Origin of the sequence: Erwinia sp. (genome assembly GCF_031978025.1) — a bacterium.
GTDB lineage: Bacteria > Pseudomonadota > Gammaproteobacteria > Enterobacterales > Enterobacteriaceae > Erwinia.
Genome location: NZ_DALZCD010000272.1, coordinates 1 through 5832, shown reverse-complemented (window position 1 = coordinate 5832; position 5832 = coordinate 1). Strand labels below are relative to the sequence as shown.

The window sequence follows — 5832 nt, the reverse complement described above, 5'->3', positions numbered from 1 at the left end:
GCGTCGCTGCCACTCACCGTCAGAGAGAATATTATCCGACTGATGCGTAAAGTGCCGATAGTAAGCATCGTAAGCCAGCACGTTTTTTACATAGTTGCGAGTTTCCGAAAAAGGAATGGTTTCGATAAAAGCAACCGAATCCAGGCGTCCGGCGCTGTTTCCGAGCCAGGTTCTTACCCGCGACGGACCGGCGTTATAAGCTGCCGAAGAAAAAATACGGTTTTGGCCGAACTGCTGATAGACCGATTCCAGATACTGGGTACCAATCTGAATATTGGTTTCCGGATCCAGCAGCTGGCTGGTGTTGCTGTAGCCCGGCAGGCTATAGGTTTTCACCGTATGCTGTGCGGTAGCAGGCATAACCTGCATCAGGCCAGACGCGCCAACCGGCGAACGGGCTTTCGGATTCCAGGCGCTTTCCTGACGGGCAATCGCCATAGCGTAGCTGACAGGGATCGCTTTACCTTCCGTGTAGCGCTTAAACTGCTCCTGATAAGCCAGCGGGAAACGCTCTTTCAGGCTGTTCCACAGCTTGCCGGAAATCGTCGCCTGCACGCTGAGCACCCACCAGTTTTGTTCGTAAGCGTAGCGTGCCAGCTGCTGCTGCTGGCTGCGGCTTTTGCTGCCGACCAGATAGCTCCACTCGGTCCGTGCCAGATTATCCATATTCCAGTACATCAGTTCACGGACGCGGGCAATTTCCGGCCCCTCAGTCAGGCTGCGCGCGACCGAAGGTGCTTCATCTATCTGCAGGGGATAGGCGACGCCAAGGCGCTGGGCAGCGACCATCGGATAGAAGCCGCGCGCCTGCATCAGGCCGCGCAGGATCTTGTCGGCTTCCTCTTTGCGGCCCTGCTCCAGTAGCAAATCGGCCTGCCAGTATTGCCACTCATCCTTCTGCTTGGTTTCCACAGGCAGGCGGGCGATCCAGGTGTTTAATCCACGACGATCGTTATTGCCCAGCGACATCCTGACGCGGCGCTCGATCAACGCGTCAGAATCGCTGCGCATCACCACGTCATCGCGCCAGCGCGCCTGCTCGGTCGTGACGTCGCTGCCCATCAGGCGCCAGGCGACCGCTTCCTTCAACCCCTGCTCCTCCTGCTCGCTCATCTTTTGTAGCCGCACCAGCGAGGGGATCATAGCGCGAGCGTTTTCAGCATCTTCACGCGCCACGCGCGCGAAAGCGATGGCCGTGGCCTGACGGGTAAAATCGGTTGGACCAGCGATACGGGCGAAGGCTTCTACGTTTTGTGGCGTATTTTGTAAATCCATTACCGCGCTGGCGATAGTCTGATAATCCTCCGGCAGCTGCCCCGCCAGGGAATTCACCAGGTTACTGTTCCCTGCCACCATGGCCAGCCGAATACGCTCAAGAGTGGTAATGGGCGTTTGTTCACCTGCCGCTTGCCAGGCGCCGATCAGCCTGTCGCAGCCCGGCGGCAGCGAGGTGCCGCGTAGCCAGATCGTTTTAGCGCCTTTCCATGCCACCTGCTGCTCGCCAGTCGCCCATTTGGCGTAATACCAGTTACAGCGTGCGGCAACCGGTTTGGGTTCGGTCGGGCTGAACACCAGCAGGCCGCGCCAGTCTTCACGTCGCGCCAGCTCGTTGATGAAGCTGGATGAAAGCGCACGAACCGGCGGCAGCGTAGGATATTTTTTAATAAAGTCGTTAATAACGAAACTGCTCTGCTGATCGATACTCTGCGCCAGCTCGCGATATTCAAGATAGGGATAAAGCGGGTAATCGCGCAGCCCGGGCATCAGCTGCGCGACCTGATCCATTTGTTTATTGTCCCAGGCCTGCTTGATTTGCAAATAGCGCGTACGTTGCGCATCCAGCGAATCCGCCTGCGCCGTGCCTGCCACGATCGCCAGGCAAACGCCTGCCGCCCAAAACTGCCACCTGTCCGCCATGACCTTTCCCACGTTAACGCCTCTCTTTGTCCTGTGCTTACCATTAAAGCTCTAAACATGCTAACCAGGCCTGGCGACTCTCGCTATGCCGCATCGGCAAATTTACTTAACCTGACCTGTTTGAACGTCAGGTCAGTCAGCCTTCGTCAGGCCGTTTTGGCCAGCTAAAGGTTAATTTTGATCAACCCTCCCCGCGCGGCTTTCCTGCAGCATATCTTTTCTCGCCCGTATCAACTATATCGCCCTTTTGCCTGACCAGCGGTAAACAGCCATGTGCCACATTGAGCATATGTCACTGGCAGCAGATCTTTTATCCCTTCCTCGTAAGGAGGACCCGTGATGCAAAAATTAAAATCAGCGCCTGCCTGGTCTCGCTATGATGCGGCTGGCGTAATAAGAACAATGCACAGCCATGCATCGGGACTTTGTACAGAAGAAGCACAAGGGCATTGACAGGCATCGCCCCCGATACGCTGCCGCAACGTCAGCGGGTATCGCCGTCGCTCCCCTTATTGACTGCCCCGGTCTGCGTGCTGCTGGTCGCTTCGGTATTAACGACCGTCACCAGACGGTGGCTGGAAACGGGCACCATCGTGGTCATTATCCTGCTTCACCTGGTGGCCGACTGGCTGCAGCAAAATGAGGCGGACAAGTCCCCCTCCGGCAGACTCATAACGCACGGCCTGAGTGCCGTTCGCTGCGGCCCCGGCTTCTGTACGCTCCCGCACAGCCTCATAGTCTCCAGGCCCGCTTTTTTTGTTCCGTTGCTGCCAGACAGCTATCGGGTCATGTCGCGCGGCGAAATCGTGCAGCGCGGCCGGAGCGAAACGATGGAAGCGGACGGCGTACGCGAGCTGGTCACTAGTTAATGGTGACGCCTGAGCTAAAAGAGATCGCAGGCGGTGTTTTTTTTGCGGCGAGACTTAATATTTAGCGATTAATATATTGCCATCTCAATTATATCCACTGAACTTTCCGCAAGATTACTTTAAACATTATTCGCAGCGATAAATATACGCCAATCCCTAAAATACATCGCCACACCAATAATCCCCTATCTGTACAATCCTGTAATAACCCTCCTTTAATAGCGCTGTACCACCATCTCTAAAAAAGACCAGGATCTCTATTACCCTTTAGTCAATTGTTTATCAAACAATAATTATTTTTTCCGTGCAGAAAATTAACGGCATATTAATTAAGGTTAATTCACTTATAAATATTATCCGATCTTTTCATATCTTATTTTTGTAAAATTCATATAATCACCCACCTTGTTATTGATTTATTTTTTCCAATTATCCCTCATCGGAGGTATTTGCGTGGCTATTTTTCCTTTGACTACTGTACAGCAAGCCGTGTGGCTTGATCAGCTTTTGACCCCAGAAGCGCCCTGCTATAACGTGGGCGCGCTATGGCACATCGATACGGCATTTACCGCCGATCTATTACATGACGCCATCAGGAAAGTGATGGTGCAGCATGACGCGTTAAATATCATTCTCGAAGAAGATGAACACGGCATTAATCAGAAGACCGTCCATAAAAAAGCCCCTTCTCTTGAATACCACGATGTCAGTCAGGCGTCTCTGTCATTAGATGAAGCCAAAGCGTTTATTCGCCGCCAGTTTATTAAACCTTTTAAATTACATGGCGAACTGCTCTGGCGCAGCATAACGGTTAAAGTAAATGATCTTACAACGCTCTGGCTGTTCAGCACGCATCATATCATTGCCGACGGCACCTCAGTTTCGCTGTTAAGTAAAATGATTATGGCCCGTTATAAATCATTACAGGCGAAAGCGCCTTGTGCGCCCGTTATTTCTGCGGGCTATAGCGATTTTATTAGCCGCGACCAGCAATATCTTTGCTCCGAACGCTATAAGCACGATAGGACATATTGGATTAACCATTTTGCCGAGGCGCCCGCTTCACTGCTGGAGCGCCGTCAGGGCTTTCAGGAAAACAAAGCCTGGCCCAGTGCGCACGCGGTGCGGCGTATTACGGCGGCACGTTATCAACAGCTGGAAAACTTTGCACAGCAGCACGGCGGCTCCGCCATGCATTTTTTTAGCGCGCTTCTCGCCTGCTGGTTCGCTCGTCAGTGGCAGACCGACTCGCTTACCCTGGGCATGCCGGTACATAACCGCAGCGGCGCCCGCTATAAGCAAACCCCCGGCATGTTTTCATCGATGATCCCGGCCAGGCTGGCTATCGACGTTAGCCAGCCTTTTGCCCCCCTGATCAAACAGGTGGCTGACGAACTGCGTCGAAGCTATCGCCACCAGCGCTTTCCCATCGCCGAGCTGAATCGCCATCTGCGTCTCAGCCAGCAGGGTCGCCGCCAGCTGTTTGACCTGAGCTTTTCGCTGGAAACGTTTCCGACCGACATTGAGCTGAACGGCCTGCCGTTAAAAGTCGAGGCGATGCGCCATCACCATGAACAGATGCCGCTGGCCGTGTATTTACGGCATTACCATCCCGGCGACGACCCGCTGCTTGAGTGCAACGTCAATCTGGCGTGGTTTAGCGAGGAAGAAGCACAGCATATTGCCGATCGCCTGCTGCAAATGATGACGGCTATCCTGGACGGTCCTCAGGATCTGCCGGTGGCGCACCTGCCTTTGCTGCTGCCCGACGAGCAGAAAAATATTTTTCATCACTGGAACACTACGGAGCAGGACTGGTCTTTTCCCGAAGGTATCCACCGCTATTTTGAACAGCAGGTCGCTGACCGTCCCGACGCCATCGCGCTCTGCGGCCACAGCCAGGAAACCAGTTATCAATCGCTCAACCGCCAGGCTAATCAGCTGGCCTGGCATTTACGCAGGCAGGGCGTTAAGGTGGACGATCGCGTGGCGCTTTGCGCTGAGCGCAGTCTTGAGATGGTGGTCGCGCTGCTGGCGATACTGAAAGCAGGCGGCGCCTATGTACCGCTTGATCCTGACTACCCGCGAGAGCGTCTGGAACATATGCTTGAAGACTGCGGCGCCGTCGCACTGCTGGTTGACGACGTCGGTGAGAAAGCCCTGCGGGGGCTAGGATCGGTTCCCCGCCTGCATCTGCTGAACGATAAAATACACTGGCGGGAGGCGCCAACCGGCAACCTTTTCGCTGCCTGTGACAGCCCACAGCGCTCGCTGGCCTATGTTATTTATACTTCAGGCTCGACCGGTAAACCGAAAGGCGTAATGAATGAACACCTGGCCGTTATGAACAGGCTGAAATGGATGCAGCAGGCTTATCAGCTTCTGCCGACAGAGACGGTATTACAAAAAACACCGTTCAGTTTTGACGTCTCGGTCTGGGAGTTTTTCTGGCCGCTGATGACAGGTGCACGGTTAGCGCTGGCGAAACCTGGTGGTCACCGCGAGCCGGATTACCTCAGCGAGGTTATTCGGCAGTACCAGGTTACCACGCTGCATTTTGTCCCTTCCATGCTGCAACTTTTTTTACGCCATGGTGACATGAACCAGTGCGGCAGCCTTAAACGCATCGTTTGCAGCGGCGAGGCGTTGCCGCTGGCTACCGTGCAGCGCTGTCACCAGCTGCTGCCCCAGGCGGCTTTGCACAATCTTTACGGCCCGACGGAAGCGGCGGTGGATGTTTCTGCATGGCACTGCTCGCCTGCGGATCCGCGTCCGCTGATCCCCATCGGCAAACCCATTGCCAATACTCGCCTCTATATTCTTGACGCGCAGCTGCAACCCGTTCCGCCCGGTATCAGCGGCGAGCTGCATATTGGCGGTATCCAGGTTGCAAGAGGCTACCTCAATCGTCCTGAACTGAGCAGGGAACGGTTTATCGCCGATCCTTTCAGCACCTGCGGTGAAGGCCGGCTGTATAAAACCGGCGACCTGGCCCGCTGGCTGGACGACGGCAGCATCGACTATCTGGGGCGCAATGATTTTCAGG

2 protein-coding genes and 1 pseudogene are annotated in these 5832 nt (G+C 54.7%); 2 read left to right on the top strand and 1 reads right to left on the bottom strand.

Annotation, left to right across the window (positions count from 1 at the left end; translation table 11 throughout):
• The coding region (sltY, locus tag RTK32_RS17955) for a murein transglycosylase (protein WP_312046381.1) at nucleotides 1-1917 on the bottom strand (1917 nt) is incomplete at its 3' end.
• Between the two features lie 764 nt (nucleotides 1918-2681).
• Between sltY and RTK32_RS17950 the strand changes: the two are divergent.
• Both RTK32_RS17950 and RTK32_RS17945 read left to right on the top strand, forming a co-directional pair.
• Nucleotides 2682-2786, top strand: a pseudogene (locus RTK32_RS17950) (ABC transporter ATP-binding protein); the annotation flags it as partial.
• 453 nt (nucleotides 2787-3239) lie between these two features.
• Nucleotides 3240-5832, top strand: a 2593-nt coding sequence (locus RTK32_RS17945) for an amino acid adenylation domain-containing protein (protein WP_312046379.1), incomplete at its 3' end; no start/stop codon positions are given.